The organism is Formosa sp. Hel1_31_208 (assembly GCF_900104785.1).
GTDB lineage: Bacteria > Bacteroidota > Bacteroidia > Flavobacteriales > Flavobacteriaceae > Psychroserpens.
Window position 1 is genome coordinate 1,787,954 of sequence record NZ_LT629733.1, and the last position, 26,380, is coordinate 1,814,333.

Annotated in this window: 21 protein-coding genes; 1 reads left to right on the plus strand and 20 read right to left on the minus strand. The window is 35.1% G+C overall.

Annotation, left to right across the window (positions count from 1 at the left end):
• Positions 1-55 precede the first annotated feature (55 nt).
• The 17 genes from BLT57_RS08145 to uvrA all read right to left on the minus strand — a co-directional run bounded on the left by BLT57_RS08145 (position 56) and on the right by uvrA (position 20,765).
• Positions 56-757: a LytTR family DNA-binding domain-containing protein gene (locus BLT57_RS08145; RefSeq protein WP_091424697.1), complete on the minus strand. Its 702-nt coding sequence runs from the start codon at positions 755-757 to the stop codon at positions 56-58.
• A complete protein-coding gene (locus tag BLT57_RS08150; protein WP_091424699.1) occupies positions 744-1,808 on the minus strand; it encodes a sensor histidine kinase in 1,065 nt (354 codons plus the stop codon). Before BLT57_RS08150 ends, BLT57_RS08145 begins: the two co-directional genes overlap by 14 nt.
• Positions 1,795-2,454 (minus strand): hypothetical protein, encoded by a 660-nt coding sequence (locus tag BLT57_RS08155; RefSeq protein ID WP_091424702.1) that lies wholly within the window; start codon positions 2,452-2,454, stop codon positions 1,795-1,797. Before BLT57_RS08155 ends, BLT57_RS08150 begins: the two co-directional genes overlap by 14 nt.
• 124 nt (positions 2,455-2,578) lie before the next feature.
• A complete protein-coding gene (locus tag BLT57_RS08160; protein WP_091424705.1) occupies positions 2,579-2,842 on the minus strand; it encodes a DUF202 domain-containing protein in 264 nt (87 codons plus the stop codon).
• Positions 2,842-3,219: a DoxX family protein gene (locus BLT57_RS08165; protein WP_091424709.1), complete on the minus strand. Its 378-nt coding sequence runs from the start codon at positions 3,217-3,219 to the stop codon at positions 2,842-2,844. Before BLT57_RS08165 ends, BLT57_RS08160 begins: the two co-directional genes overlap by 1 nt.
• 15 nt (positions 3,220-3,234) lie before the next feature.
• Entirely contained in the window at positions 3,235-4,839 is a 1,605-nt protein-coding gene (locus BLT57_RS08170; RefSeq protein WP_091424712.1) for a class I SAM-dependent methyltransferase, read from the minus strand.
• 225 nt (positions 4,840-5,064) lie between these two features.
• On the minus strand, positions 5,065-5,556 hold the full coding sequence (locus BLT57_RS08175; protein WP_091424715.1) for a hypothetical protein: 492 nt from the start codon (positions 5,554-5,556) through the stop codon (positions 5,065-5,067).
• A 7-nt stretch (positions 5,557-5,563) separates the two neighbouring features.
• Positions 5,564-6,058 (minus strand): DoxX family protein, encoded by a 495-nt coding sequence (locus tag BLT57_RS08180; protein WP_091424718.1) that lies wholly within the window; start codon positions 6,056-6,058, stop codon positions 5,564-5,566.
• Positions 6,059-6,159: 101 nt separating this feature from the next.
• On the minus strand, positions 6,160-7,332 hold the full coding sequence (locus tag BLT57_RS08185) for an AraC family transcriptional regulator (RefSeq protein ID WP_091424720.1): 1,173 nt from the start codon (positions 7,330-7,332) through the stop codon (positions 6,160-6,162).
• A 75-nt stretch (positions 7,333-7,407) separates the two neighbouring features.
• Complete coding sequence (locus BLT57_RS08190; protein WP_091424723.1) at positions 7,408-8,589, minus strand: cytochrome-c peroxidase; 1,182 nt, start codon at positions 8,587-8,589, stop codon at positions 7,408-7,410.
• An 86-nt stretch (positions 8,590-8,675) separates the two neighbouring features.
• Complete coding sequence (gene ppk2, locus BLT57_RS08195; RefSeq protein WP_091424726.1) at positions 8,676-9,488, minus strand: polyphosphate kinase 2; 813 nt, start codon at positions 9,486-9,488, stop codon at positions 8,676-8,678.
• A 14-nt stretch (positions 9,489-9,502) separates the two neighbouring features.
• Complete coding sequence (gene ppk2 / locus BLT57_RS08200; protein WP_091424727.1) at positions 9,503-10,357, minus strand: polyphosphate kinase 2; 855 nt, start codon at positions 10,355-10,357, stop codon at positions 9,503-9,505.
• A 140-nt stretch (positions 10,358-10,497) separates the two neighbouring features.
• Positions 10,498-12,909 (minus strand): thiamine pyrophosphate-dependent enzyme, encoded by a 2,412-nt coding sequence (locus tag BLT57_RS08205; protein ID WP_091424730.1) that lies wholly within the window; start codon positions 12,907-12,909, stop codon positions 10,498-10,500.
• A gap of 152 nt (positions 12,910-13,061) precedes the next feature.
• Positions 13,062-15,902, minus strand: a complete 2,841-nt coding sequence (locus BLT57_RS08210) for a metalloprotease (RefSeq protein WP_091424734.1) — start codon at positions 15,900-15,902, stop codon at positions 13,062-13,064.
• Positions 15,899-17,161 carry a T9SS type A sorting domain-containing protein gene (locus BLT57_RS08215; protein ID WP_091424738.1) on the minus strand — a complete coding sequence of 421 codons (1,263 nt, stop codon included), beginning with the start codon at positions 17,159-17,161 and terminating at the stop codon, positions 15,899-15,901. The genes BLT57_RS08210 and BLT57_RS08215 overlap by 4 nt, the downstream gene beginning before the upstream one ends.
• Before the next feature lie 35 nt (positions 17,162-17,196).
• A complete protein-coding gene (locus BLT57_RS08220; RefSeq protein ID WP_091424742.1) occupies positions 17,197-17,886 on the minus strand; it encodes a TIGR00730 family Rossman fold protein in 690 nt (229 codons plus the stop codon).
• Positions 17,887-17,933: 47 nt separating this feature from the next.
• The gene (gene uvrA / locus BLT57_RS08225; RefSeq protein ID WP_091424745.1) at positions 17,934-20,765 is read right to left on the minus strand and encodes an excinuclease ABC subunit UvrA; all 2,832 of its coding nucleotides are present in this window, start codon (positions 20,763-20,765) and stop codon (positions 17,934-17,936) included.
• A 126-nt stretch (positions 20,766-20,891) separates the two neighbouring features.
• Here uvrA and BLT57_RS08230 point away from each other — a divergent pair, with 126 nt between their 5' ends.
• A complete protein-coding gene (locus BLT57_RS08230; RefSeq protein WP_091424748.1) occupies positions 20,892-21,419 on the plus strand; it encodes a hypothetical protein in 528 nt (175 codons plus the stop codon).
• A gap of 12 nt (positions 21,420-21,431) precedes the next feature.
• Here BLT57_RS08230 and BLT57_RS08235 read toward each other — a convergent pair whose 3' ends face one another.
• The 3 genes from BLT57_RS08235 to BLT57_RS08245 are packed head-to-tail and all read right to left on the minus strand — an operon-like array spanning position 21,432 to position 26,353.
• A complete protein-coding gene (locus BLT57_RS08235) occupies positions 21,432-22,160 on the minus strand; it encodes a hypothetical protein (protein ID WP_231928659.1) in 729 nt (242 codons plus the stop codon).
• A 34-nt stretch (positions 22,161-22,194) separates the two neighbouring features.
• Positions 22,195-23,097 carry a RimK family alpha-L-glutamate ligase gene (locus BLT57_RS08240; RefSeq protein ID WP_091424752.1) on the minus strand — a complete coding sequence of 301 codons (903 nt, stop codon included), beginning with the start codon at positions 23,095-23,097 and terminating at the stop codon, positions 22,195-22,197.
• Position 23,098: 1 nt separating this feature from the next.
• A complete protein-coding gene (locus BLT57_RS08245) occupies positions 23,099-26,353 on the minus strand; it encodes a S41 family peptidase (RefSeq protein WP_091424755.1) in 3,255 nt (1,084 codons plus the stop codon).
• Positions 26,354-26,380: the final 27 nt, after the last annotated feature.

Consider the following 26,380-nt stretch of genomic DNA (forward strand, 5'->3'; position numbering starts at 1 on the left):
ACAAGTTTTAGTAAGTTTAAATAATGACGCTCAAGATACTAAATAGTAGACGATCTCAGACATTTAGAGCTTTTAAAACGCTTTGCTTATAGGTTTGACCAATAGGCAAGGTATGCTCATCGATACTTATTTGATTTCCAGAAAGATGATTCAAACGCTTTAAGTTAATGCTATATGATTTATGGATTCTTAAAAAGTTGTTAGGTAAACTTTCAATAAGTTTTGAAAATGTACTATGGGTGAGAATGGTTTTATCTTTTAAAATCACTTTGACGTAATCGCCAAAAGCTTCTAGAAACTGAATGTCTTTATAATAGACTTTATGAAGGATTTTGTTTTCTTTTAAAACAATAAAATCATCAAGAGAAGTCTTTTTATCTAGGACTTGCATTACTTTATGAATAGCGGTTAAAAATCTATCATAAGCAAAAGGTTTTAATAAATAATCAATGGCGTTAACTTCAAATCCGTCGACAGCATATTGCGGATATGCTGTTGTAAAAATAACCAAGGGTGGGTGTTTCAGACTCATATAAAAATCAAGTCCAGATTGCTTTGGCATATTGATGTCTAAAAATAAGAGGTCTACTTGCCCATGAAGTTTTAAATATTTAAAGGCATCTGCAGCATTGCTGCATATTGCCTTTAAATCTAAAACTTCAGTATCTCCTACAAAATGTTGTAATACCTTTTGTGATGATAGCTCGTCATCAATAATTATGCAACTAATTAGTGTATTCGCGTTATAAGTCATCATTAATTATCATGGTTACCTTGAAACTTTCTTTGTCATCATTTATTATAAGCTCATGTTGATTTGGATACACTAAATTTAAGTTATTTTTCAGGTTTTCCAATCCAACCCCTGAATGGGCTTCATCAATGGCGTTCTTAGTATGTAGATTAGCATTGTTAATTTGAAACTCAAGGTGATTTGATTTTTGAGTTATTTTGACCTCAATTGGAGCTGGGTTTTCCGTTGGAGATAAACCGTATTTGAAGCTGTTTTCTATGAGTGGTAATATAAGCATGGGATAAATTTTAAATTGTGGGTTGTCAATATTTATATCCAGAGTAATACAATTTTTAGTATCTACTCTATAATTCTGAAAAGCGATATAATTTTGTATTAGAGTGATTTCATTGGCGAGTGTCACACGTTCTTTGTCAGAATCGTAGATGACGTAACGCAAGATATCAGAAAGTTCCACAATGGCTTTAGTGGTTTCCTTCTTTTGTTCGAGTGCCAGAGCATAAATCACATTTAATGAATTGAATAAAAAGTGCGGATTGATTTGAGAACGCAGGGATGACAATTGCGTTTCTACTTGCAATGCTTTTACTTTAAGAAGTTTATTTTGCGACTTATTAAAATAAAACCAATCTTCGGCAAGTTTTAATAAGGTCGTACTAATTAAAAAAATCGTAAATGTTATATAAAGGTTGCCTTTAGATACATAAGAAATAAAAAAATAATCTGGAAATAACCAATCTAAAACGGACTGAAACAGCCATAACGTAATATTAGCAAATACAATGAGGTTTATTACAAAAGCTAAAGCATACCAAGGATATTTTTCATGTTTCAACAACTTAGGCATTAAGAGGTAAAAATTGATACTTACGGGTATGGTCATAAATATCAAGAAACCAACGGTGTAAATATAATCAATGGTTATAGGTGCTTTTCCTTTTGAAAACACAAAGATCAAAATTACAAATGCCAACAACCACAGCAAACTATTAAAAATTAGTGGTCTGTGGTAATTGGACGATTTCAATGTGTAACTTAAACTATGGTTTTGCATCTTTAGGTGTTAATTGAAAGATATCATCTTTATCCCATTTGTTTTCGATATTTGAGCGGACGAATTTTCGCAAAAAATCATGTAACTCTTCACTACTAGCTGTTAAAATGAGATCTTCATCAAGTCCAATTCTTTCATGTTTTAACCGGATTTTATTCTCTGTAAACAATGGTCCCACCGCGTCTTCTGATAACCATGACAACTTTAAAGAACCATCACTATTGATATCAACTTTAGAGACCGAATGTGTTTTTAAAAGATGTTGAGCAACTAATGGATTAAGTCCGTCATCTTCATATTCAAAGGGTGTAAAGTCAAGAAAAATATGGTCATCTACTTTAAATGGCATGGCAATAAAGAGTGCTTCATTATTTTTTTTAATATATTTTACTATGTATCCGTCTTGATATCTTTCAAATGTTTTTAAATCTTCAGGCACTAGTTTTGTTGGATCATTATTTTCCCTTTCCCACGTAGTTTTGAAAGATACAATTTGCCATTCTCCTTTGTCATTATCTGTAAAATCACCTAAAATTTGCTCATTATAAAGTATTGTTGTTTTGGTATAGAATGGTTGAATGGATTTGACAATACAAGAGCTCAACAAAAGCAGCGTTATGAGTAATATTGAAATTTTTGATTTCATAATATTCGTTTTTTAAAGTTTATGCTAAACTCGTGAACAACTGCTTTTAGCGCAACTTATTTCGACAAACACAAGTCAACTCATGCCAAACACTACGACTATTGGTCATAGATTTGTTTTGCTGTTATAAATCATAATGTTTCCTAATGGTCTTTCTTACAGAAATCAATCGATAAAGACCTATAATTAATAGAACAGCCGAAACAATAATAAGAATAATACCGTAGGACTTTAGATCTGAGAAGAATTCCAGTTTTAAAATAGTAACTCCAGTTCCTAAGATCACTAGGAAAGTTCTAAAATAGGCAAGAAAAGTACGTTCATTAGCAAGTTTGGTGCGTTCAATAGCTAACCAATCTCGTGTAATTAAAGGACTGTCTTTTTCCATCATTTTTTCATACCATCAATAGAATATTTACCTGCACCAGCTAAGAACATCACCACAAAAGCAACGAGGTACAATATGGCCTTTTCTTTGGTTCCTAAATCATCTTTAGCATGTACAATAAATGCAGCGACTATCATAGTAATGGCTGCGGGAATGGCCGCTAATTTGGTTTTGTAACCGATAATGAGAAGTAGAGGAGCAATAACTTCTCCCACTAAGCATAAAATTAAAGAAGCTGTAGTTCCCACACCAATCGGATCTCCAAATTGTGAAGGATCTGAAAGCATACTAATCTTTGGGATTCCATGCGTTAACATAAAGCCGCCAAATCCGACTCGTAAGAACAATAAGGCTAAACCTGTATAATTTGTTTTCATTATATAATATATTAGTTAGTTACCCTTTAAAAGATTGACACTAACAGTTGCTAGGTCATTATTTGGAAATTTAGAAAAATAATTCGGATCAGGATGTAAACCTGCTTCTTGTGCTAATTTATTAAAAACATCAACCTCTAAGATGTATTGATCGCTATACCCATGCGTTGCATCATATGCTGTCGCTGCAGTTTTTCCAAGGTTTTGAGCCACAATTTTAGGGTCAACGGTATGTAGCTCTATCATGAGTAAACCGAAACGTTCAACATAAGGTTTCCATTTTTTGAGATGCTCTAATAAGGAGTGCTCAACAGTATTATTGCTTAAGCGTTTGCCAGAACTAGCATAAGCTCCTGTTGAATCACTGATATGATTTGTTGCGGTTTGTGGTGCTTCCCAAATTCGGTTATGATCTAAAAAGGTGCGCACGTTGAGCAAGTCTTTAAGTTCAATATTATAATCTTCTTTAAGGTCTTTGGCTAAAATATCGGGACGACCAATATCACCCCAAATAACTTTGGCCCATATATCAGCTTTTATTAAATTGGCACGTGTGACTTTAAGTGCTGCTTGATTAAAATCGGCTCCTACTAACAGCAAAGGGTGTTCATCTAACATTTTGCCCCGACGTGTTTGATATTCAATGACGTCAAATATATGTTGAATAAAAGCACCATTACCACATCCCATATCTAATATGCCTTTAGGTTGTTGCTCAATAGGCTTATTAAATAATTTAATAATCACTTCATCGATTACTTTGAAATAAGTGGAATGTGCGCCACCGCTTCCCCAAACATTCATTTCACGATGCACATGTTTTTCCGTTTCATCTGCGGACTCAGTTTTTAAAATTTTTGCATTTCCGAAGATCAATTCCTCTAATTGAATAAAGGTTGGTAAATAAGAGACAGTCACACCGTATGCACTAGCACGTTTTGCAAAGAATAAACCATCATCTGTAAATTGATAGGTATTCTTTTTTTTGATGAACCAACCTAAATGAGCAAAGAAATCTAGAATTTTTTTAAAACTTTCTGGGTTTTTGTGATATTCTTCCGCTGTAAATGAGGCTTCCATAAAATATTTATGAAACAAACCATTCATGCCTAATCGCACAATAATAGGAGCGACTACCACACCTTCAATATGTTTGAGTACTTGATAGGCGACTGATGCTTCATTGGAAACATCCATTCCGTAGTGTGATTCATATGATTTAAATATGCGTTCTAAAACAGTAAACGCATCAATACCAATAGGCTCATGAGCCAATTTCACAGAATACTTGAGTAAGTTCACGACTTCTTCATAAAGCGGGACGAGTTCAAAAGCAGTTTTGCTTCTTGAATTTATTTCATATGAAACTGAATTACTTTTATTGTCTAAATGTTGGGTTAGCCAACCTTGCGAGGATAATACTCTTAAGGCAATATTAAGATAACCTTCATTAGCAATAAACTTTGATGATAACACCGTGAGGTCTGCTTTTTTCTGTTCTAACAAATAATCTAAAACACCTTTTTTATATAGTGCATAGGCTGAAGTAGCTGTTGCAATACCATCAAGATGTCTAAATATATTTCCTCTTAATCGTTGTTTGTCTTGTTTTGAATGCATGATGGCGTCAATTTAGTTAAATATAAAAAATCCATCACACCTGTGATGGATTTTGACGATAAAAACAATATTGTTTAGTTGAAGAGATGAATAATTTGATTTTTATTCTCTTTAGTTTTGATAAATTTATTTGGTTTTTGGCACATCAATATAGGTTGCTGTTTGTAATTTTTTTTCATCCTCGGTGCATTGTATCACCACAATTATGGCATAAGTCTAGACAAATTATTTTATAATTTTAGTAAATTCATAAGTATTTCTAATAAAGCGTTCATCATTAGAATCTAATTGTACTTCTTTAATTACCTTATAATTGGTTTCATTGAATTCGTGAATGATAAACATGGTTGCACTCATTCCATTATCACGACCCTTGAAAGTAGTCACAAATCTTCTCAAACCATCGGTGTAACTATTTTCAATAATTTTTTCATTTCCGAAATAGGTGCCATTTTTTTTAATTTTCACAGTAGATTTATTGTTTTTTTGTGGCTCATAGGTATATTGAATGTTTGTCGTAATTCTGTCACCTTTTATTTGAATTTGTAAAGTGGAAGGAATGGTCTTAAGTTCATTAGATTGGTAATCTTTATAAGTCAGTTGCCCCTTCCAACTTGTATTGTTTAACATATCGAAATCTGTAATATGTAGGGAATCTTGAGCAGTTAATGTAAATGCTATCAGTATTGTAATAAGAGTCATAATTGGTGTTTTCATAGTTATATTATTTTAATGTTTTATTGATTAGATAATCTAGTCCGAAGCGACCAGATCCTAAGATTAGACTATATATAGCGACCCACAGAAATCCGATAGCAGGTAACATTGCCCAAAGGCCTTCATTCCATTTTTGCATAAAGATGGCAACCAACATTGTGCATATGATTAAGAATGCTGCCAAACGCGTTTTGAGTCCGAGTAATAAAAATAATCCACCTACAGCTTCGCTAAAAGCACCCATCCACGCAAAGAATACTGGGGCGGAAGAAAAAATACCACCATAGTTAGCAACATCTTCTGGAAACCACGCGGAGACCTCAAATAGATTGAGATTTTGACTGTCTGCTGTCCATGGCATACCAAATTTATCAGCACCAAACACAGCGGTTAACCATAAGCCACAAGAAATCCTTGGAATTGCTAAAAAGGCGTCAGCTAACCACTGCTTTTGTATTACGGGTGTAATTACTGATTTTAAAATAGATTTCAGTCTGGTCATTGTTATCATGTTTTATTTGTTTGTGATTCAAATTTGCGATAACAAGATTGAGTGAACGACTTAAAAGGTATTAGAGTGTCTTAAATACGATTTGAGACGTCTTAATTTAGCTGCGTTTTTAAATACTCAGTAGGAGAAGAGTTTGTCAATTTTTTAAACACACGATTGAAGGTCGCTTTGCTATTAAAGCCACATTCTTGAGCGATACCCAATAAAGAGAGTTGCTGATGTTTGTCTGCTTTAAGCATGGTTTTACATGCTTCAACTCGGTATTCATTAACAAAATCATTAAAATTTTTACCAAAGCCAGAATTGATGACTTCAGAAAGTTGTCCACGTGTTAGTTTTGCCATTTTAGCCAAATCGGAAAGATTGAGTTCTGGGTTTAGATAGGCTTTTTCTATTTCCATTAACTGCGTTACGCTTTCTAACTCTGATTCTGAATAAGGTTTTGAATCAATTTTATCAGTTTCTTCAGGAATTCCGATAGTCTTAGGTGAAAAGCTAAAATCTAGTTTATTAAGTTTTGTAGTATCTGTAAAATAGCCTTTGATACCGGCGTATAAAGTGATTATTGCTGTCAAGAAATTAAGCCACCAACGTTGCTCATAGCCTAAGTCCATATACGTAGAACCTATGATATCCTGAATTGTACCATAAAGAAAGAGTAAGCTAAACAGTATTAAAAAGCTCAATATCCAATTCAACTCGAGTTTGTAGGTATTTGAGAAATATTGAATAATCTTTTTTCGGTAACTATAAAATAATTGAAATGTAAAGGCTAAGTAAACCAGTATGAAAGGTGTTTCAATATAACCCACTATAGATTGTATATAGGCCTCATCTAGCTCAATTTTTAAGACACCATTTTGAATGTTTTCAAATCCAGGCTGTAACGCGTCATAAATATAAATACCCAAATGGTAATTAATAAAGGTAAAAGCAAGGGCAAAATGCCACCAATATGATTTTTTAAACTTAAAATTTGAAGCTGTTACAGATTTGATATACAGATAAATTAAAGGTGCAATAGCAACACCAGTATTAATTAAGAAATAGTTAATTTTTGTAGTTCTAAATTCATCATACCAGCCTGTAAAACCAAAAGTATAGCAGGTTTGACTATAACAAGTCAATAGTAGTATCAGTCCTAAAAATAAGTCTGACAATTGTCGTTTCCTGAAGTATCTTGACAAAAGTAAAACGACAAAAACTAAACCTTGTATAACAAGAATTAATAACGGTAAGCTCCAACGATTAAAATCTGGAAACATTCAAATGAGATTTAAAACCTAAATGTAAGAGATTTTAATGATTTTCAAAAAACCAATAGGTCTCAATTCGTCTTTTTATGGAATAAAAGGACTGCTCCATTTATCATTAGTATAGATTTCGTTTCCAGCTAAAGTAGCAATGAAAGCTATGATAGCGTCTCTCTCCACTTGGGTGAGATTTAATTGCTGGCCAATACCATTTGGACTTAATCTCGGGTCAAGATTGTTATTGCCTGCTAAAATAATACTGTTGTAATGACTTAAAACGGTATTTAAATTTGTGCTAACACCAATATGCATGAATTGTCCATTAGCTGTCCCATCTGTCTTAATGACATCACGAAGACTTGGTGAGCGGGTCACAATTAAATCTGGAATTGTGCTATTAATTGAACCAATAACACCGTTATTTAATGAGTTTGGGTCAATACTGAATTCAGGTGCTTGATGACATCCTGCACAGCCTATTCCTCCAGCGATTCTTGCACCTTGATTATTAAAGACTGGAGGCTGCAAAAACAATTGTTTTCCTAAATTTTCTTCGTTTGTGAAATTCTGAAAGGGTTGTCCGTCATTAATGGCTAGTATTCTTCCCGCATCATATTTGCTATCAAAGGATTGTATGCTTCTTACAAATTGAGCTAGGGCATTTTGTATTCGGGCTTCTGAAATCTCTTCAGAACCAAAAGCAAAATTAAACAAGGCTGGATAGTATTCGATGTTTTCAAGTTTGGAAATAAGGTCATTAAAGTTAGGATCACCATCGTTACCGCTAAATCCCATTTCAATATGATCTTGAATTGGCATAGTAGTTTGTGTTTCGAGGTTGGACGCTCTCTCATCCCAAAAAAAATGATTTTCAGTAGAAAATCTTGCATTCACCAGTCTCATGGAATGTCGCCCTGTGACACCATTTACGCCAGAACTGGCCTGCATATTGTCACCAAAAGCGAAAGTTTGTTTATGGCAACTAGCACATGCGATACTATTATCAACAGATAATTGATTATCATAGAATAAGACACGTCCTAGGGTTGCACCTTCATCTGTAATATCATTTCCGAAGGTTGTATTATCCCTATTGATATAATTTGGGACACTTTGATTACTGTAGTTTGGAAGATTTTCAAAATTAATCGATAGTACATCAGAAAAATTAAGGGTTTCATTTTCAGTAATAGGTATTAAGTCTTCGTTTTCATCGTTTCCACAAGAAAACATAAGACTGCCCATTAGGACTAGAATAATTGATTTCATATTAGGCTTTTTGATTAGACCATCTAATATATGATTGGTTTAATCATAAGTAATAAAAAAATCATGAGTACAAATTAAAGAGGTGTTTAGTCATTAAAAATAGAACGTAAAGACCTATGCCTAATCGCTTCTATGTCTTTCACTTCATAAGGGATGCTTTTTAGAATGTATTCAAAGGCTCTTATGCGAGCATTTGTTTTTCGATTGGCCTTTATGACCTTCCAAGGTGCATTTTCTTGAGTTTTTTCAAACATAGCTTCTTTAAAGGTGGTGTATTCATCCCAAAGTGTTAACGCTCTTTTGTCGACTTCACTATATTTCCATTTTTTAATAGGCGAACTAATAATATCCTTAAATCGTCGTTCCTGTTCTTTTTTAGTTATTGAGAAGTACAGTTTTAATAAATAAATTCCAGAAGACTGAATCATGTTTTCAAATTCATTGACCTGACTCATAAAAATATCATATTCTTTTTTAGTACAAAATCCGTTTACAGGTTCTACAATGGCTCTGTTATACCAGCTCCGGTCAAAGAATACAATTTCACCATTATTAGGTAGGCGATTGATATACCGTTGTAAATACCATTGTCCCATTTCTGTTTCATTAGGTTTAGGTAAGGCAACAACACGTATAGCACGAGGGGGAAGATGTTGAATAATACGTCTAATAGCACCACCTTTTCCTGCAGCATCTCGACCTTCAAAAAGGATAATGACTTTTTTATTATTGGTAGCTACCCACTGCTGGAGAATGAGCATTTCCTCTTGCAGTTTCTCAAGACGTTTTTCATATTTAACGCTTTGAATTGCTCTTTTTGTATCTAAACGGCTTTGGCGCAATAGTGCTACAAGTCCTTTTTTTGAATTGATTATGGAGATGTTTTTATCGGTCATCATGGAGGTGGAAATTATTATAAATCGATTTGAACTGTATTTCTGAAATAACGCTGAACTATATTTGGATCTGGTAATATAGTTTTACAACTTCTCCCTTTGTTGTCATAATCAAACAGACTTAAAACGTATTTGATACTTTCGAGTCTGGCACGTTTTTTATCATTTGATTTAATAATGACCCAAGGTGAAAATGAGTTGTGTGTTCTTGAAAACATTTGATTTTTATAGGTGGTAAAATCATCCCATAATTCTTGCCCTTTTTCATCCACTGGGCTAAATTTCCATTTTTTAAGCGGGTTGTTTAAGCGTTTTTCAAAACGTCGTTGTTGTTCCTCTTTAGATACGGAAAACCAGAATTTAATGATTGTAGTTCCTGATTCATATAACATATTTTCAAATTCAGGAACCTGAATCATAAAACGATTGTATTGTTGTTTGGTACAGAATCCCATTACAGGTTCAACCACGGCTCGGTTATACCAGCTTCTATCAAAAAACACAATCTCACCAGCATTGGGCAGCTCTTTGATATAGCGATTAAAATACCATTGGTTTTTTTCAACTTCAGTAGGTTTATTTAGGGCTACAATACGCATGGCTCTGGGGTTGAGGTGTTCTTTGAAACGTTTTATAGTTCCACCTTTTCCAGAGGCATCTCTGCCTTCAAATATTATAGCTATTTTTTTATTTTCTTTTTGTACCCATCGCTGAAGATCCACGAGTTCTGCTTGAAGCGGTAACAATTCTTGTTCGTATTCATAAGCATCTAAAGCGGATTTATAACTTGGGTCGTCATCTATGTGAGTCCTTAAATAATCAATAAGGTCAGTATTGGTTTTAAGTGAATTTAATACCTCTTCTGTAATCATATAATCAAAGTTTGAATGTAAATATTAAAGTTATACATTACTTAATAAACAATATATGACTTATGTCAGCTAATATCACAATATAACAAAAAAACCTCCCATGTTATTGGAAGGTTTTTATGAATTTGAATAGATTGTATTTATCTTAATTTCGGAAAGTCTGAAGGATTCACTTCATGCATCACCTCGTAAATAGCCTCAAAAATGTCCTCTGCTGAGGGTTTTGAAAAGTAATCACCATCGGTTCCATAGGCAGGGCGATGAGATTGTGCAGCTAAGGTTTTTGGCTGACTGTCTAAATGCTGAAATGCATTTTGTGTATTCACAATTTCATTGAGAATATAAGCAGTTGCACCACCTGAAACATCTTCATCAATGACCATTAAACGATTGGTCTTGGACACACTTTTAACAATATCATGATTGAGATCAAAAGGCAATAAAGACTGCACATCAATGACTTCTGCATCAATACCAACTTCAAGGAGTTCTTTAGCGGTTTGTTCAACAATTCTTAATGTTGAACCATAGGATACTAAGGTAATATCACTTCCTTCTTTAACCGTTTCAACAACACCAAGAGGTGTCTTAAATTCACCTATATTATTAGGCATTTTTTCTTTTAAACGATAGCCATTTAAACATTCTATTATTAATGCAGGTTCATCACTTTCTAAAAGTGTGTTATAGAATCCAGCAGCTTTAGTCATGTTTCTTGGCACTAGAACATGGATACCACGAATCAGATTAATAATCCCACCTAATTGAGAACCCGAATGCCAAATCCCTTCTAAGCGGTGACCACGTGTTCTCACTATTAATGGCGCTTTTTGTTTTCCTTTTGTTCGATACTGTAAGGTTGCTAAATCATCGCTCATGATTTGCAGCGCATATAAGAGATAATCTAAATATTGTATTTCAGCAATCGGACGTAATCCACGCATAGCCATACCAATACCTTGACCTAAAATTGTAGCTTCTCGAATTCCTGCATCAGCAACTCTAAGCTCACCGTATTTTTCTTGTAAACCTTCTAAGCCTTGGTTAACATCTCCAATATTACCTGAGTCTTCACCAAATATCAAGGCTTCTGGGTAGTTGTTAAAAATGGCATCAAAATTATCTCTAAGGACAACTCTGGCATCCACTAATTCAGCATCATGATCGTAGGTTGGTGGTACTTCGGAAATGTTTAAAACCGACTGGTTTGATGCGCTATATAAATGCGAACTATAATTTGGTTGCATCTCAGTTATGTAGTTATTAATCCAGTTTTGAAGCGTTAATTTCTCGTTCGAATCTTCTCCAACCAGATAACGCAAGGTTTTGCGAGCCGCTGAAATCACATCTTTTCGAACGGGTTCTTTTATGGCTTTAAGTTCATTGATAATTTTAACTATAAAAACTTTATTAGCACTTTCTTCTGCAGTTGCAGAGATGAATTCAATGGCTTGAGTCTGTTCTTTTAAAATAGGAGCTAGATAGGCATTCCATGCAGCTTTTTTTCCTTCACGCACTTGTTTTTTAATGTCTTTGTCAACCGCTGTTAATTCCTCTTCTGAGGCTATATTATTGCTAATCATCCAAAGGCGCATCTGAGCTAAGCAGTCATATTCAACTTCCCACTCTAGACGTTCTTTACTTTTATAACGTTCATGAGATCCTGATGTTGAGTGTCCTTGTGGTTGTGTTAATTCATTTACATGTATCATAACAGGAACATGTTCTTCACGCGCTATCTTTTCGGCTTTTTGATAGGTGTCAATAAGCGCCGAATAGTCCCAACCTTTTACTCTGAGGATTTCATACCCCTTATTCTCTTCATCTCTCTGTAAGCCTTTTAAAATCTCAGAGATATTTTCTTTAGTAGTTTGATACTTGGCATGCACTGAAATCCCGTATTCATCATCCCAAATGCTTATGACCATTGGAACTTGCAAAACACCAGCTGCATTTATAGTTTCAAAAAAGAGTCCTTCACTTGTACTCGCATTACCAATGGTTCCCCATGCAATCTCATTTCCTTTAACTGAAAACTTTGTAGTATCTATGTTGTCTACTTGTCGGTAAATTTTTGAGGCTTGAGCTAAACCAAGTAATCTCGGCATTTGACCAGCAGTAGGTGAGATATCGGCACTTGAATTCTTTTGTTCGGTAAGGTTTTTCCATTCGCCATTCTCATCGAGGCTATGAGTTCCAAAATGCCCTCCCATTTGACGACCAGCACTCATGGGATCAGCTTCAATTGAAGTATGTGCATACAATCCTGCAAAAAACTGTTGGATATTTAGTTGGTCTATGGCCATCATGAATGTTTGATCACGATAGTAGCCAGAGCGAAAATCACCATTTTTAAACGCTTTAGCCCAAGCTAATTGTGGGATTTCTTTACCGTCACCAAAGATTCCAAACTTAGCCTTACCCGTCAGGACTTCACGTCGCCCTAGTAGGCTACATTCTCTACTGGTCACAGCAATTTTATAATCGTTCAAAACTTCGTTTTTGAAGTCTTCAAAAGTCATATCTGTAGTGGCTTTGGTTTTTGTTGGCATAGCGATATTTTATAAGCTACAAATTTAACTAATTTTTACTTATGGTACAACGTCGAACTTTGTTATAATATTAGGAATATATCAAAAAAATGCTACTTTTTTAGAGATATTATCAAAATCAACAAAAAATAGACGATCTTGTTAAGAATCTGTTAATACCATTTTCTTCGGAAAAGCCCAAACAAAACTTGTGGGTCAAGGGTGAATTTTATTCTAATTCTTTGGTCGTAATCGCCTTGTCCGAGTTCCCAACCCTGACTTGAATAAAGAGGGAAATACAACTCAAAAAAATCGGTAACTAAATCAATTTTGATTCCAGAATCATAGAGAAAAACAGGATTAATACCTTTGTTTTTAACCAACCCAATGTCACCGTAAACTTCAATGTATTTCCAAATGGTGGTACTTACATTAGCTGTGGTCATCCATTGGTTCGCAAAAGGTGTATCCAGTCTCGATTTAAATCCACCTTCGGCAATGATGATCTGCTGACTAAAAATACCGGAATCTTCAGAACGCCCTAAATAGTTATAATCGAACAGATAATCGGTGGGACGATCTAAAGCAAAACTAAAGTAATCAGAATTAGGGTCAGTTTTGTTATACAGAAACGTACCTGCGAAAAAGCGCAAATTAAACTGACGGTTGTTTTGCGATAACTTGCGGTATTCATAATTGATAGCAACTTTTCCGAAGTTACTGGCAACCTGAACATCATAATACCACTTATAAAAATCAATCAAACCAGGGTTTGTATTGACATATCTCAAATTTATAACACTATAATCGGGTTCATCAAGGTCTTCAATAATTGCATTTTCACCAACGTCTCTAGAAATACTTACATATCTTAAATTCAAAAAACGTGATTTATCAGATCTGAAATCGTCATTTTCTCTAAAGGAAAAATTAAGACTAGGCGTCAATATGGTTACGAATGAATCTTCAGCAAATGAATTGTATTTGGCATTAATACCATACGTGATATTCCATAAATCTATATCATCAAAATAATGAGTGTAATAGACACTACTGCTACCAGTTAATGATCTAGATTTAGTGGCATAAACAGGAGCAAACCTATAATTAAGACGTTTTCTTAATACTGACTTATTATAAAATTTCGCACCAAGTGTTAGTCCGTCATAAATATTCCTAAATTCTACCTGCGGCATTATAAAAATCTGATTATAATAGGGATCTTCAATGTCTTTAAAAATTCTAAATTGAAATGGTTTGTTGGTAATAAAAGAGCCACTTAATGATTTGTAATTATCTCTGAGATTAAATTCAGGAATCACATTATCATGATTTAAAACCAATTTATCAATACCATTTCTCGGTATTGTTATCGTTTTAGTATCCTTGATGTTTTCTATCCAAGTTTGTGATAGTACCGAATCATTTTTTAATTCAAAAAGGGAGACAGGCATACTATTGTAGCGTTTGTTTGTGATGACAAACGTTATAGAATCTTCAGTTTTTTCTAATTTATTTATTTTAAAATCTAGCTTGACTCTAGAGTCAACATATTCTTTAAAAAACCAATCAATGTCTTTTGAAGTTCGTGTATTGAGTAGTGTTTCAAAGTCTTTAGAACTTGTTATTTTAATTTGGTTATTTTTCAAATACTCTGAAATTGTCGATTCGAGAATATCTGCATTAATGAAATCATCTAAGTAACGCAAACCTAGTCCAGCTTTATATTTACCAGAAATATTAGAATTAAACTTTAGCAAAGAATCTTTAGAAGTTGTTAGAGCTTGATCACGATTTGTTCTTGCCATTTGCATGTAGAACAAGGTAAATTGGTCGTTGTATTTTAAATCGGCGGCATGAAATGACCGTATGCCCCAAATTTCTGCAAGTTTTCCTAAGAGTTTAGTGTCTGGATAATGCATTTCGACATATTTCATCAAATAATAAATCTGAATTCCATCTCTAAGCCAGTAGTCTTTTCGTGGATTGATCAACAAGGTGTTTTCTAAATAATTATTTAAAGATGTTTTAAGTAGCTTTAATTCATACTGAAACACATCTGAAAACGGCAATAAAAAATCGGGTAGTTGATTTAAACCGTATAAAGGATCTTTTTTATAATCGTTTTTTGTAATTAAAAGGCGTTCATGCGGATATTCGCCAAGATGTTTCGTAATGAACTTTGTAATCTTGTCTGTTATAATTGCTTTTTCTTCATTAGGAATACCCTCACTTGATAGGTCTGAGTAGATAGTGAAATTATCGGTTTGTACAAACTTAAATTCAGAGAATTTTGTCAATATTAAATTTGTATTCACACGGTTTTCTCCATTCAGAATAAATGTTTGCTTGTTTGTGGTTTGCTTCACATCCAGAGTATTCAATTCTGAAATCAACTGATAATTTAGTGGAAACTCTATTTCAATGTTGAGATTTGCTTTTGGAATGTATAGATCTCCAAGGTTTTTATTGCTATAATACTGCCAATTTCCGTCGTAAACAGCAGGAGTGATATACCAATATTTTAGATTTAAATTTTTATCTGAACTTATACCATAACCTGTAAAACTGTCATCTGGTAAAACGATATCATAGGCTAAAGTCAGATCATAGCTTTCTTTTGGGAGCAGTGCGTTTTGTAGTTCCACTTCAATAATATCTGGATGTAATTGAAGATTTGAAAACGTAAGATTAGAGCCTTTTTGATCTATAATTCTTGTAACAACAGTATAACCACGTTGATCACTTTCTGCCAAATGAAATTTATCGTTGAACTCTTCTGAAAAGCGTTGTGCTAATGGCGTGTTCTTGGTAGAGTATGCATTATTCCAGTCATTAAGGTAAATCGTTGTTAAGGTGTCGTTACTCTCATTTTGATATTTGATACGTTCTGTGATACGTATGGTTTTATTATCTATATCTACTGAGGCATTGACGTCAATTTGATTTTGAGCAGGTGAAGAGAGGTGACTGCACAAATATATAAGCAATAATAAAACGTGTTTTAATTTCAATGTGTAACAATAAATTTTAAAGGATTAAATTTTGATTTCTCACTTGCAATATAATAGATACCATTTGAAAATTGTGAGGTATCTACATCTATTAACGTAGTATTCACATTTATACTTTTTATCACTTGTCCTAAACTATTATAAATAGTTAAAACTAAGGAGTTTTGTAATCGCTCTTCCACGCGTATTGTCAACTGTGTATCGACTGCATTCGTGTCTACAATTGAAATGCCTATGTCTAATGAAACTTCAGTTAAACTCAAAGATTGATTTGTTTGTAACTCGAGAATAACAGGTAGATGGTCACTAAAACTGTGCAAAGCGTCTCTAATAAAAAAGGAATAGTCATCACCTGCACAGTCGGAAGAATTAATTGACTGGTTATAGCATTGACTATTGGCATTATTTCCATAGACGTCATAACTCCCGGCAACAAATGATAATTCTGGGTTAGTTAACAACGATTCGGAAGTCATAATAAAATCAAAACGGTCATCAAAACCACCTGTTGTTCCTCCCAGCCCTGTTTGGGTTCGTGTAGATTGCGTCATCACATCCACAAAACTTGAATTGTTATGCCAACTACCAATACGATCTGCAGGATCAATGAAAGTAATGACATTATTAACATCAATAAGCTCTTGAAATGCAGGTTCTGTATGTGTATACACATTAAAATCCCCAGCTAGTAACACATTGCTTTCTACTGGAAATGTATCAAGGTATGCTACGAGATCGCTAACCATTTGTAATCGTGATGCTTCATTGTCAGTACCGCTGGATGCTTTTAAATGGCACACAATAACGTCTAAAACGACAGGATTAGTAGCTTGATTATTGGTATTTAGTTTTAATTTAAAGTGATTAAAGTCTCTAAAAATAGTGGTTACAATAGTCTGACTTTCGAGAATAAACTTAGAACTATCGTAGTAGATAAGTTGTTGAAGATCATTTTGATCTCCTATGTTATCATCTGAAGTATTAAATTCGAAAGTAGCACTTTGAAAATTGGGATTATAGAATTGTAGCAGACTTAAAATGGTATCGGCTCCTTGTTGGTTATTCAACTCACAAACCATGAATATATCTGGTATGTAATCGTCAATAATAATATCTAAGTACTGTATCCTATTGGGTACAGCATCTTCCAGCGGAAAATTTAATAAGTTGTAAAACATCAATTTAAACGTTTCTTGCGCCGAAAGCGTAGCAATCGTAAACATCCATGCCATTACAAATAAATATAATTTCTTAATCATAGCGGTAATCTTGAAATTGTATGCTAAATGTTGGTTTAGAAATTCGGACTCAAGTCAGACTCATTATAGAATTTATCAAGTATCGTGAGCACTTCTTCAGCCGAGTCAACCATGTGAATCAACTCAAGGTCTTTTTCACTAACATTATTATTAGCTTCTAATAAGGTTTTTTTAACCCAGTCAATTAGACCTTCCCAAAATTCTGTTCCTACTAAAATGATAGGGAATTTTTCAATTTTATTCGTTTGAATAAGTGTAATAGCTTCAAAAAGCTCATCTAGCGTTCCAAAACCTCCAGGCATCACAACAAATCCTTGAGAGTACTTTACAAACATAACTTTTCTTACAAAGAAATAATCAAAATCAAGACTCTTATCACTATCAATATACGGGTTATCATGTTGTTCAAAAGGCAAATCGATATTTAAACCAACCGAAGTTCCTCCTGCAATATGAGCACCTTTGTTACCTGCTTCCATAATTCCGGGTCCACCACCAGTAATCACGCCATAGCCATGATCAACAATTTTAGAGGCTACCTCTTCTGCGAGTTTATAATATTTATGATTAGGCTTTGTCCTGGCAGATCCAAAAATAGACACACAGGGCCCTATTTTGCTCAGTTTTTCGTAACCATTCACAAACTCTCCCATAATTTTAAAGATAGCCCATGAGTCATTTGTCTTTATTTCATTCCAGCGTTTATGGCTTTGTTCTTTTCTCATATATTATAAATATTTTACTTGTCGCTGTTGACTTTTTTAGACAACTTCTAATTTAGTTCTTTTTTAAGAAATTTGGCAGTGTAACTTTTTTTATCTTTAATAAGATGTTCTGGAGTCCCCTTGGCCACCACCTTTCCACCACCTTCGCCGCCTTCATAACCAATATCAATAATATAATCTGCCATTTTAATAACATCCAAATTATGCTCAATAATTAATACCGTATTTCCTTTATCAACTAGTTTGTTTAGAACTAACATTAAAACTCTAATGTCTTCAAAATGCAAACCTGTAGTAGGTTCATCAAGAATATAAAAGGTGTTTCCTGTATCACGTTTACTCAGTTCTGTCGCTAGTTTAATACGCTGAGCTTCACCACCAGATAAGGTTGTACTTTGCTGTCCTAATGTGATATAACCCAAACCTACGTCTTTGATGGTCTTTAATTTTTTATGAATTTTTGGAATATGTTCAAAGAAATCTACTCCTTCGGAAATGGTCATATCTAAAACGTCACTTATCGATTTTCCTTTGTATCTAATCTCTAAAGTTTCCCTATTGAAACGTTTTCCTTGACAGGTCTCACATTCTACATAAACGTCTGGGAGGAAATTCATTTCAATCACTCGCAATCCACCACCTTGGCATGTTTCACAGCGTCCCCCTTTTACATTAAAACTAAAACGACCAGGCTTGTAGCCTCTAATCATTGCCTCAGGAATTTTCGCAAACAAGCTTCTAATTTCACTAAAGGTTCCAGTATAAGTTGCTGGATTACTTCTAGGAGTTCTACCAATAGGCGATTGGTTAATATCAATCACTTTATCTATATGTTCTAGGCCTTTAATGCTTTTGTACGGCATAGGTATTTTTACACCATTAAAATAGTGCGCATTCATAATTGGATAAAGGGTCTCGTTGATCAATGTTGATTTCCCACTACCTGAAACACCTGTAACTCCTATCATTTTTCCTAATGGAAATTCTACAGACACATTTTTTAAGTTATTACCCGTACAGCCCTTAAGTAGAATAGATTTGCCATTACCTTTACGTCGTTGTTTTGGCACAGGAATCGATTTTTTACCATTGAGATAGTCGGCTGTTAGGGTGTCATGTGTTAGAAGTTCTTCAGGACTTCCAATGCTAATTATTTCACCGCCGTATTTTCCTGCTTTCGGACCAATATCAATCACATAATCAGCACGCTCAATCATATCTTTATCGTGTTCTACGACGATTACGGAGTTACCAATATCTCTTAATGAGATTAAGGAATTAATTAGTTTTTCATTGTCACGCTGATGGAGACCAATACTTGGTTCATCTAAAATATAAAGCACACCTACCAATTGCGAACCAATTTGTGTCGCTAATCTAATGCGTTGTGCTTCTCCTCCAGATAAAGATTTGGAGCTACGGTTTAAAGAGAGGTAATCTAATCCAACATCTAATAAAAATTGAATACGCGTTTTAATTTCTTTTAATATTTCCTCTGCAATCTTGAATTGAGTTACCCCTAAATACGGGTTTAAATCTTTAAACCAAGCTGCTAGATGTACAATGTCTTTATTAGCCAATTCGGCAATGTTTAATCCATTGACCTTAAAATATAAAGATTCTTTTCTAAGTCTTGAGCCTTCACAAGTAGGGCAATCAACTTTATCCATATAATTTTTAGCCCAACGTTTTAATGAAGTGGTTTCGGCATTATTATATTGACTCTCAATAAAGTTGGCGACACCTTCAAAATCGATTTTGTATTCTCGTGTTACCCCTAGAGTTTTACTTTCTACTGAAAACTTATCGTTTCCACCATACATAATCATTTGTTTAGCTTCAGCAGGTATTCCCGAAAAGGGGTCACTTAAACTGAAATCAAAGCGCTGTGCAATGGTTTCAAATTGTTTAAAAATCCAGCTGCTCTTTTGTGGTCCATGGGGCGCCAAAGCTCCTGCTTTGATAGATAAGCTGTCATCTGGAACAATCTTATGTTCATTTACTTGATACAAGGTCCCAATGCCATTGCATGTTGGACAGGCACCTTTTGGTGAGTTGAAGGAAAAGTTATTCGGTTCTGGATTAGGATAGGAAATACCAGAAGACGGACACATTAAATTACGACTAAAGTATCGTGCTTTGTTCGTTTCATGATCAAGTACCATTAAGACATCATCACCATGATACATGGCTGTATTAATCGTTTCTGAAAGACGCTTATCATTATCTATTGAATCGTCAATTTTAAGTCTGTCAATGACGATTTCTATATCGTGTATTTTGTAACGGTCTAGCTTCATTCCTTTCACTAGGTCTCGTACTTCACCATCGGCTCTAACTTTAACAAAACCTTGTTTCGCAATTTGTTCAAAAAGTTCACGATAATGTCCTTTACGCGAACGAATGACAGGTGAGAGGATATTAATTTTTTTGCCTTTATAACTATCTTTAATGAGTGCTTTGATTTGCTCATCGCTGTAGCTTACCATTTTTTCTCCCGTGTTATAACTGTAGGCATCGCTCGCTCGTGCGTACAATAAACGCAAGAAATCATATATTTCAGTAATAGTTCCTACGGTAGAACGCGGTGACTTACTCGTTGTTTTTTGCTCAATGGCAATGACTGGAGACAGTCCGTCAATTTTATCAACATCGGGTCGTTCTAATCCGCCTAAAAATTGTCGTGCATAAGCGGAAAAGGTTTCGATGTAGCGACGTTGTCCTTCAGCATAAATAGTATCAAACGCTAAAGAGGATTTACCACTTCCAGATAAGCCTGTAATAACTACAAGTTGTTCTCTTGGAATGCTTACATCAATATTCTTTAGGTTGTGCACCCTGGCACCTTTAACCTCTATAGCGTCATTAAATTTATTCATAAATAGTCCTGGAATTGCGCGGTTTGCTCGCAAAGTTGCAAAGGTACGATTTTAGATGTTAAATTCTTGTGAAGTTTAGTCTCGGATTTGTTATACTTGTAATAGAAATTATAAAATAGGAGACAGATGCAAATACTAGGAATAGGATCAAGAATAGACCATAGTGAATTTGGAAAAGGTGTAGTCACCAACGTGACCTCAAAGCATTATTGGATAACCTTTATAGATAAGGGCTTAGAAACGATAGATATTGATAGCGATTTCGAAGTTATTGAGGCCTGTGACGATGATGTAGATACTGTTAGTTTCGCAGAAGTTGAAAGTAGCTTAGTTCAAATTTTAAAACGATGGAGTGATGTGACTGAGGTTGTGCACATTGCAGACAAATGGAAAGGCGGGAAATTGATTATGGAACCTGGTGACACCGATTTGCAAGGGAAGGAATTACCGATAGATAGTTTCTTTCATAAAATCACTATGGTTCGTGATCGCTTGCGAGTCATGGAACAAAAGATTAATTCGAGTAAGAATCTCGATGAACAAGAAAAGATAGACTTACAGCAATATATAACTAGGAGTTATGGAAGTTTAACAACATTCAATGTATTGTTTAAACTGAAGTCGCAACAATTTGTTGGGCAGAAGGGAGGTTAATATTTGAAAAAATTATTCTATCAAATCTTTAGTTATTAAATCGTCTATCTCCAATCCCAAAAACATCAATTTATGAAAGCTTGGGAGTTGTGCACCGGTATCTGTTATGGTCCAATCGCTCCATGAAGCTTCCAATCCGTTAATTGGCAAAATATCTACCCACATCTGGAAACTTTTGGGCTTACCTTGGTTGTCAAAATGCCATAAGTATGAATCACCAGGCGTGGATCCACCTGAGGTATAAGTGACTAATAAGGCGTCTTTTTCGTCCTCTATCTTTACTAATCTGCGTTCTACACCTTCGTCAAAAACTTTATAAGGCGCTACTAGCCAGAATGTGTCATTGTTAAAGTAGTCTAAAGCTTTTTTAATATAATCCTGAACTTCAATACCATCATAAGGGATGTCTGAAATAAAGACTTTCGATTTGTCGCTATTACTCAGGTTCAATTGCACTTTTACGTTTTTCCAAAACACGTCACAAGTATTTTTAGCCTTATTCCATTTGTAGTGATGTCGCTTTTTGAAAGTAAATTCAATATGGTCTGTCGCCTTGTAGGCGTCATGATTAAGTGCATTTAGCATTTGCATGGCTACTTGATCTGCAGCTACTCCTTGTTCGCCTGTTGGGAGCTCTTCATTGTATTTGAAATACATAAAAGCAAAAAACAGGAGTGACGGGAGCGTAAAAAAGATGATAACGCCTCCAATGAATTTTAGAATTTTTTTCGGTTTAGGCACTGTAATATAATTTTTTATCGATATTCTGAAAATACTAGTTCAATTTTTCTTTTACACCTTGGGCTAAAGATAGCGCTGCCTTCTTATGATGTCTAAACCATAATTCGGGTTCTATGAGTTCTAATTCTAAAAGGGCGATCTCACCATCATTATCTTCAAAAATATCTACTCTTGCATATATGGGTAATTCTGGGCAAGCCTTGACCACAAATTCTGCAAAATCAATTTCGGTTGTTGAAGGATTGTAATTATGAACGCTTCCGCCAAAATCATCTTGGACTCTAAAATCTCCTAGTTTTGCCTTTTTCAGAATGGCATGAGAAAACACACCATTGAAAACCATCATTGACACTTCACCTTTAGCTATTATGTTATTTTGAAAGGGCTGAAGCATCATAGCTTCATTAGCAATCAATTCTTTGAACTTTACTTCATGTGTATCTAGGTTTTCAAGACTAAGTTTGTAGGTGTGTCTTGCGGCTCCTGAAATACAGGGTTTTAAAACAGTTTCACTCCAATTCAGTATATCATGCAATTGTGATAAGCTTACTTTTGCGCCCTGTTCAATGAAATGACTTTCTGCAATGCGAACGCCCTTTTGTTGAAGGTCTTGTAAATAGTGCTTGTCAATATTCCAGCGGATAATTGCTTCAGAATTTAATAGAGTGGTTTGTTTTGAAACGTTTTCAAGCCATTGTGAGAACTCATCAAATCGATCAAAATAATCCCAAGTGGTGCGAAACAATACAGATTTGGTTGTCGACCAATCAAAAAACATATCATCCCAAGCAAGCCGAAGTGTTTTCAGTCCGACTTGCTCTAAGGCGTGATACACTATTCGATCTTCATAATAGACATTATGTTTATACTCGTCTGTTTTTGAATCGTTGAGGTAGCGACTATCGGTTAGGATAACCACATCGAAATCTTTCTTCAAATTAATTATCGTTTTTATAGCCTTTTGGTCGCATAGATCTTATTGGAGCAGCGGGTTCAGGCATTAATTTAAATTCGTTATTTTTCAACTGATTCATTGCTTCTTGGACAGCTCGTTCCAATTGCGGATCATTACCTTGACTCACTAATTTTGGGTGTTGTATCACTTCAATATCAGGAGAAACGCCTTCGCCCTCTACAGCCCAATTTCCATCTACATCGTAAAACCCACCACGAGGAGCGACCATACGACCACCATCAATAAAAAGTGGTGTATCCCAAGTCCCTACAAGTCCTCCCCATGTTCTAGTTCCTACTATGGTTCCAACTTTTGCCATTTTAAACATGTAAGGCAGTAGATCACCACCAGAACCTGCACGCTCATTGATGATCATCACTTTTGGCCCCCAAATACCAGCCATAGGTGTTGTCCACGGACGGTTATCATTAGTTTTACTATTGAAATAACCGAACAGTTTTCGATTCATGATATCAATCATGTAATCGGCAGCAGATCCTCCGCCATTATTACGTTCATCAATAATAGCTCCTTTTTTATCTTGTTGTGAGAAGTAGTAACGGTTAAATGAGGTAAATCCGCCATTACCTGTATTTGGAACATAGACATATGCCAATTTCCCATTTGAAAGCTCATCAACTTTTCGGCGGTTACCTTCTACCCAATCCAAGTAACGTAAATTACGTTCGCTGCGAACAGGTTTAACTATAACCGTTTGCGAGCCATCCATCACTGGTTTATTATTAACAGTAATATTAATTTCGCGTCCAGCGGTTTGTTCTAACAACTGATATGGATTCATATTTGCTGAGACCTCTGTGCCATTGATTGCTAAAATGTAATCTCCCTTATTAATGTTCAAACCTGGTTGTGCTAGCGGCGCATTAGTTCCTGGGTTCCAGCGTTCACCGCTATAAATTTTTGTGATTTGATATTTTCCATCTGCAGCTTTTATATCTGCACCCAATAATCCTACCGGAACAAAATCAACATCGGGAAGATCACCACCACGCACATATGAATGCCCGACAGCAACTTCACCACTCATTATATCTACAACGTAGTTTAGGTCTGTTCTATGACGTACATGGTCAATCCATGGCGAATACCATTTATACACATCATCCCAAGGTGCACCATGCACATTATCGACATACAGGAAATCACGCATATAACGCCAGCCTTCTTTAAAGATTTGATGATATTCTTCTTTTGGGTTTATTTTGATTTTTAGATTCGTATTTATTTTTCCCTTACTAAAATCTGCTTTTCCTGAAGTGCCAACAATGGCCCAAGAGCCATTTTTACTAATAAGTGTCGATTTGCGATCTTCGGAAATCACCATATTCCCAATGCCATCTGCAAAATCACTGGCTTTATCTTTTTCAGCGTCGTAATCATGTACCTTTAAACCATCATCAGTAGCTTCAACAACAAAAACATGTCCTTTAGGTGCTTTTCCAAGGGCAACAAAATTGCCATTTGGTAGACTCATGGCAACAGCTCTGTCCCATAAACCATTGGTGTCAATGGTAACTGTTACGCTTTCCTCTTTTTTATCTTTTGCATCGTCTTTAGAGGCGTCAGTCTCTTTTTTATCTCCTTTTTCTTCGGAAGCTTCCTCGTCGGTTTTAAGATGATTTGGAGCTTTGTCGGTAGAATTTAGTACTACCGTATATAAACTGCGCGTTGTTTCCGGATCATAAGAACTCATATCCAGCCAGCCTGTTGCTAGACCATAATTTGTACTAGCAAGTGTATATAAATATTTCCCTGAAGCGTCCCAAACTGGGCTAATAGCGTCAGCAATTGGATCTGTAAGTTGGACAGTGTTTTTAGTGTCTACGTGATAAGCAAAAATCGATTTATAATGGCTTTCGTTTTGTTTTGCAAATGCAATCCATTTACTATCAGGAGACCAAACAGGATTCATAGCTCTATTTGGATGTGCATATCGATCTGTTGCAGCAATCACTGCTTTTTTAGAAGTTAAGTTAATAATCCAAATGTTGTAATCGGTATCGGTATAGGCAATATGTTTTCCGTCTGGTGACCAGTCTGGCTGAAAGTAAAAGGTGTTATTTGGGAGTTTGATGTATTGTTGATTTTGACCATTTTGATCTGCTAAAACCAATTGATATTCACCACTTTTATCAGAAAACCAAGCAATTTGATCTCCTTTAGGGGACCATATTGGAGCGCGATCAGCAATACCCGATGAATTGGTTAAGTTTCTCCATGTACCATTTTCTTTAGGCGCGGTAAAGATTTCTCCCCGATGTTCAAAAACAGCGCGTTTGCCGTTGGGTGAAATATTAGGATTTGATAATTGTCTGCCGGCAACATCTTCCCAGCGTAAACGAGAAAAATTTAAATCGGCTTTAACTTCTATATTGAGTATTTTAGTTGATTTGTCAGTCGGATTTAAAGTATGTAATAAGCCTCCTTGTTCATAAACAATCATTGAAGCACTAGCATCTAAACTTTTGACATCAAACTTTTTATGAAAAGTCATTTGTTGCTCAGTTTGTGATTTTGGATCAAATGACCAGATATTACTCGTATAATCACGTTCGGATAAATAATACACAACACCATTGAGCCATACAGGGTCAAGGTGACGTTCTTTATCTAGCTGAGGTGTTCTAATTAATTCTTTAGTTTTTAGATCTACTATCCAAATAGGCATGGCTTGTCCGCCACGATAATTACGCCATTCGGGATCCCAGCTGGTAATAGGCGTGTAAGCTATATGTTTTCCATCTGGAGATATTTCACCATAAGCAACACGCGGTATGTCTATGGCTTCGGGTATACCACCTTTGATCGATACCGTAAAGAATTTAGTGGTTTGGGTAGGTCGACCTTCTCGACCAGAGCGAAATAAGACCTTTCCGTCTGGAGTCCAACCTTGCACAAAATCACCTGTTGAATGGTAGGTAAGACGTTGTGGTTCTCCCCCTTCTGAAGCGATGACATATACATCAATATTACCATCGTACTGTGCAGTAAACGCAATCCATTTTCCATCATTTGAAAAGTGCGGATTTGATTCATAACCGTCATCACTGGTTAATCTTATGGCAATACCGCCAGATGTGGAGGCTTTCCAAAGGTCATTAGCATAGACAAAAACCACCTCATTGCCATGAAGTGTTGGTTGTCGTAATAATTTTGTGTTTTGGGCAGATACACCCATAGTAATAAGGCCTAAAAGACCGAGAATTATACGTTTCATAATGTGGTTGGATTATTTTGTACCTAA

Bases quoted from the DNA above. Each gene is read 5' to 3' on its own strand.
- ppk2 (WP_091424726.1), bottom strand. From the start codon at position 9,488: ATGATGACCGATAAAAACATCTCCATAATCAATTCAAAAAAAGGACTT.
- BLT57_RS08245 (WP_091424755.1), bottom strand. From the start codon at position 26,353: ATGAAACGTATAATTCTCGGTCTTTTAGGCCTTATTACTATGGGTGTA.
- BLT57_RS08145 (WP_091424697.1), bottom strand. From the start codon at position 757: ATGATGACTTATAACGCGAATACACTAATTAGTTGCATAATTATTGAT.
- BLT57_RS08175 (WP_091424715.1), bottom strand. From the start codon at position 5,556: ATGAAAACACCAATTATGACTCTTATTACAATACTGATAGCATTTACA.
- BLT57_RS08180 (WP_091424718.1), bottom strand. From the start codon at position 6,058: ATGACCAGACTGAAATCTATTTTAAAATCAGTAATTACACCCGTAATA.
- BLT57_RS08220 (WP_091424742.1), bottom strand. From the start codon at position 17,886: ATGAGAAAAGAACAAAGCCATAAACGCTGGAATGAAATAAAGACAAAT.
- BLT57_RS08185 (WP_091424720.1), bottom strand. From the start codon at position 7,332: ATGTTTCCAGATTTTAATCGTTGGAGCTTACCGTTATTAATTCTTGTT.
- BLT57_RS08150 (WP_091424699.1), bottom strand. From the start codon at position 1,808: ATGCAAAACCATAGTTTAAGTTACACATTGAAATCGTCCAATTACCAC.
- BLT57_RS08155 (WP_091424702.1), bottom strand. From the start codon at position 2,454: ATGAAATCAAAAATTTCAATATTACTCATAACGCTGCTTTTGTTGAGC.
- BLT57_RS08215 (WP_091424738.1), bottom strand. From the start codon at position 17,161: ATGATTAAGAAATTATATTTATTTGTAATGGCATGGATGTTTACGATT.
- BLT57_RS08205 (WP_091424730.1), bottom strand. From the start codon at position 12,909: ATGCCAACAAAAACCAAAGCCACTACAGATATGACTTTTGAAGACTTC.
- BLT57_RS08190 (WP_091424723.1), bottom strand. From the start codon at position 8,589: ATGAAATCAATTATTCTAGTCCTAATGGGCAGTCTTATGTTTTCTTGT.
- uvrA (WP_091424745.1), bottom strand. From the start codon at position 20,765: ATGAATAAATTTAATGACGCTATAGAGGTTAAAGGTGCCAGGGTGCAC.
- BLT57_RS08160 (WP_091424705.1), bottom strand. From the start codon at position 2,842: ATGGAAAAAGACAGTCCTTTAATTACACGAGATTGGTTAGCTATTGAA.
- ppk2 (WP_091424727.1), bottom strand. From the start codon at position 10,357: ATGATTACAGAAGAGGTATTAAATTCACTTAAAACCAATACTGACCTT.
- BLT57_RS08230 (WP_091424748.1), top strand. From the start codon at position 20,892: ATGCAAATACTAGGAATAGGATCAAGAATAGACCATAGTGAATTTGGA.
- BLT57_RS08165 (WP_091424709.1), bottom strand. From the start codon at position 3,219: ATGAAAACAAATTATACAGGTTTAGCCTTATTGTTCTTACGAGTCGGA.
- BLT57_RS08170 (WP_091424712.1), bottom strand. From the start codon at position 4,839: ATGCATTCAAAACAAGACAAACAACGATTAAGAGGAAATATATTTAGA.